We start from the raw sequence: 1,947 nt of genomic DNA, 5'->3' as shown, positions 1-1,947 counted from the left end.
CCAGAACCGCTCCCGCTGGAAGGCATACGTCGGCAGGTCGACCCGCCGGGCTCCCGTGCCGGCGTAGACCTGGTCCCAGTCGACGGCGAGGCCGTGGACATACCCCTCGGCGAGCGAGGTGAGGAACCGCTCCGGGCCGCCCTCGTCGCGGCGCAGGGTCCCCAGGGCGACGGCGTGGCCGGTATCGGCGTCCTCGAAGGTCTCCTGGAGGCCCATGGTCAGTACGGGGTGGGCGCTGGTTTCGACGAAGAAGCCGAACCCGTCCGCGAGCAGGGCCCTGACGGTCTCGTCGAAGCGCACCTCCTGGCGCAGGTTGGTGTACCAGTACTCGGCGTCGGCACCGGCGGTGTCGAACAGTCCGCCCGTGACCGTCGAGTAGAACGGGATCTCGCTGCTGCGCGGCCGGATGTCCGCCAGCGCACCGGTGACCTGTTCGCGGATGGTCTCCACCTGGGCGGAGTGGGAGGCGTAGTCGACGGGGATCTGCTTGGCACGCACGCTGTCGGCCTGGCAGGCCGCGAGCAGTTCGCGCAGGGCATCCGGCTCGCCGGAGACGACCGTGGAGGACGGGCCGTTGACGGAGGCGACGGAGATCCGGCCGCCCCAGGGGGAGCAGCGCTCACGGACCTGGTCGGCGGGGAGCGGTACGGACACCATGCCGCCGCGCCCGGACAGGCCCCCGGCGATGGCCTCGGCCCGCAGCGACACGACCTTCGCCGCGTCCTCGAGGGAGAGGGCGCCGGAGACGGTGGCGGCGGCGATCTCGCCCTGGCTGTGGCCGATGACGGCGGCGGGCCGGACGCCCACGGACTGCCAGAGCGCGGCGAGGGAGACCATGACGGCCCAGAGCGCGGACTGCACCGCGACCACGTCGTCCAGGGACGGGACGTGCTCGTCGTCCGGGCCCCCGCCCTGCTCCTCGCCCCGCGTCTCGCCTCGCTCCTCGCCCCGGATCACGTCGGTGACCGACCAGCCCACGTGGGGCCTCAGAGCGGCGTCGCACTCCGCGAGCCGTTCGGCGAACACGGTGGAGGACTCCAGGAGTTCCGCGGCCATCCCGCGCCACTGCGAGCCCTGTCCCGGGAAGACGAACGCGACCCGGCCGGGTTCCTCGGGTGCCGTGCCGGTGACCGTGCCGGCGGCGGGCAGGCCGTCGGCCAGGGCGGCCAGGCCGGCCAGGGCGCTCGCGCGGTCCGACGCCAGGACGACGGCACGGTGCTCGAACGCGGCGCGTGTCGCGGCCAGGGAGTGGCCGACGTCCGCGGCGGCGAGGTCGGTGCGGGCTTCCACGCAGGCGGAGAGCCGCTCGGCCTGGGCGCGCAGGGCGGCCTCGGACCGGCCGGACACCGGCCAGGGGACGACGCCGGGGGTGACGCCGGGGGTGACAACGGGGACGACATCGGGAACCGTGCCCGGCGCCGGCGCGGTGCCGCCGGTCGCCCCGGCGTCGGCGCCGTCGGACCGGGCCTCCTCGACGATGATGTGGGCGTTGGTGCCGCTGATGCCGAAGGAGGAGATCCCCGCGCGGCGCGGGCGGCCCTCCGCGTCCCACTCCACCGCGTCGGTGAGCAGTTCCACCGCGCCCGCGCTCCAGTCCACGTGCGGGGACGGCCGGTCCACGTGGAGGGTCCGCGGCAGCACCCCGTGCCGCATGGCCTGCACCATCTTCATGACGCCGGCCACGCCCGCGGCGGCCTGTGCGTGCCCGATGTTGGACTTGACGGACCCCAGCCGCAACGGCCGGTCGGCGGGCCGGTCCTGGCCGTAGGTGGCCAGGAGCGCCTGCGCCTCGATCGGGTCGCCGAGGGTGGTGCCCGTGCCGTGGGCCTCCACCGCGTCCACCTCGGCCGCCGTCAGGCCGGCGTTGGCCAGGGCGGCGCGGATCACCCGCTGCTGCGAGGGCCCGTTGGGGGCGGTGAGGCCGTTGCTGGCGCCGTCCTGGTTGAC

1 protein-coding gene is annotated in these 1,947 nt (G+C 75.2%); it reads right to left on the bottom strand.

The window, feature by feature from the left end:
- Positions 1–1,947 (bottom strand): type I polyketide synthase (locus tag IH00_RS0135795; RefSeq protein ID WP_031080627.1); only part of this gene is annotated, 1,947 nt, incomplete at both ends.

This window comes from Streptomyces sp. NRRL S-118 (genome assembly GCF_000716335.1).
GTDB lineage: Bacteria > Actinomycetota > Actinomycetes > Streptomycetales > Streptomycetaceae > Streptomyces.
This window is presented reverse-complemented; position numbering and strand designations above follow the sequence as displayed.